Genomic DNA, 1,638 nt, shown 5'->3' with positions numbered 1-1,638 from the left:
GCCGAGCGCCGCACGGCGACGACCAGCAACGCGCCCAGGACCAGCATGCCGCCCGAGGTGGCGAGCGCGACCGCCGGTACCCGGTCGCCCAGCGGCAGCAGGTGCCCGAACAGCAGCGCCAGGGCGGGCACGGTGAGCCAGCCGACTGCCGTGGCTGCGGTGGCGGCCCGGGTCTCCCCGCGGGCGTAGAGGGCCCGGGTGAGGACGGCGAAGAGGCCGTAGCCGAGCAGACCGGGAGCGAAGCCGGCGATGGCCGCGGCGGCCGTGTCGGCCACCTCCGGGGCGAAGAAGAAGTGCCCGACCGGGACGGCCGTGCCGACCAGCGCGGCGGCGCCCAGCAGGCTGAACAGCACGACCCCGCGGACCGCCGGGGCGAGGGTCTCCCGGTAGGCCCGCTCGTCGCCGGCCGCCCGGGCGGCCGCGAGCGTGGGGTACGCCGCCACGGCCAGCGGTACGGCCAGCACCGCCCACGGCAGGAAGTAGATGGTCAGCGCCAGGTTGTAGACGCCGGGGTTCGACTTCGCGCCGTAGGTGACCTGGTTGAGGCTGATGATCAGCGCGATCTGCTGTGCGGTGACGGTGACGAGCCCGGCGACGGCGAGGGCGCCGACCCGGGCCCGGGCGTCGGCGGGGAAGCTGAAACTGGGCCGCAGCCGCAGCCCCAGCCGGCGCAGCGGGATGAGCAGCGACAGGGAGAGCACCACCACGCCGAGCGTGGTCCCGCCGGAGAGCAGCAGCTCGCCGCCGCGGCTCACCTCCCCGACACCGGCCAGCCGCCCCTCCACCCCGGTGAAGGCGAGGTATACCGCGATGACGGTGACGCTGGAGAGCAGCGGCGCGATGACCGGCCAGGCGAACCGGCGGTGCGCCTGGAGCACGCCGGTGAGCACGATGCCGACGCCGTACAGCGGCAGCTGCGGGGCGAACACCCGCAGCATCCGGGCACCGGCCTGCTGCTGGGCGAGGCTGAGGCCGTCGCCGAGCAGCCCGATCAGCGGGTCGGCGAGCAGCGCCACCAGCAACGCCAGCGGCACCAGCAGGGTCAGCGTCCAGGTCAGCAGCGCACCCGTGGTGGCGGCCACCGCCCGCCGGTCGCCGGCCTCCACCGCGCCGGCGAGCAGCGGTATGACGAGACTGGCCAGCGCCCCGCCGGCCACGATCTCGAAGATGAAGTTCGGCAGGTTGTTCGCCACGACGTACGCGCCGCCGAGGTCCGTGGGCGCCAGCGTCCAGGTGAAGACGGCGGTACGACCGAAGCCGGCGAGCCGGCTGAGCACGGTGAGTACGGCGATGAGGGCGGCCGCTCCGGCGACGCGGCCGGTGCCGGCGAGGGGTGCCGGGTTCTTCACGTCAGTCGGCGAGCCGGCCCAGCGCGTCGAGTTCCCGCAGCCCCGGGGTCCGCTGGATCACCTGGGTGAAGCTGACCTTCTCGCTGGCCGCGGTGAGCGCGGCGAGCAGGGCGAGGACCCCGGCCCGACCGACCGGGCCGCTGCGGGCGGCCAGGCTCACGCCGAGCAGCGCGCCGAGGGCGTTGGCGCCGCTGTCGCCGAGCATCACCCGCTCGTCGAGGTCCTCCTGGATCAGCCCGGCGGCGGCGCCGGCCGCGCCGGCGGCGATGCCGCCGTACGGGCCCCGGGC

At 75.8% G+C, this 1,638-nt stretch carries 1 protein-coding gene and 1 pseudogene; both read right to left on the bottom strand.

Annotated features, from left to right (window positions below; all coding sequences use genetic code 11):
* On the bottom strand, positions 1 to 1,349 hold a 1,349-nt coding region (gene murJ / locus DKL51_RS32525), incomplete at its 3' end, for a murein biosynthesis integral membrane protein MurJ (RefSeq protein WP_124813166.1).
* Between the two features lies 1 nt (position 1,350).
* Positions 1,351 to 1,638: pseudogene (locus DKL51_RS32520) on the bottom strand (hypothetical protein); the annotation flags it as partial.

Source organism: Micromonospora globispora, from assembly GCF_003857015.1.
Lineage (GTDB): Bacteria > Actinomycetota > Actinomycetes > Mycobacteriales > Micromonosporaceae > Micromonospora > Micromonospora globispora.
This window is presented reverse-complemented; position numbering and strand designations above follow the sequence as displayed.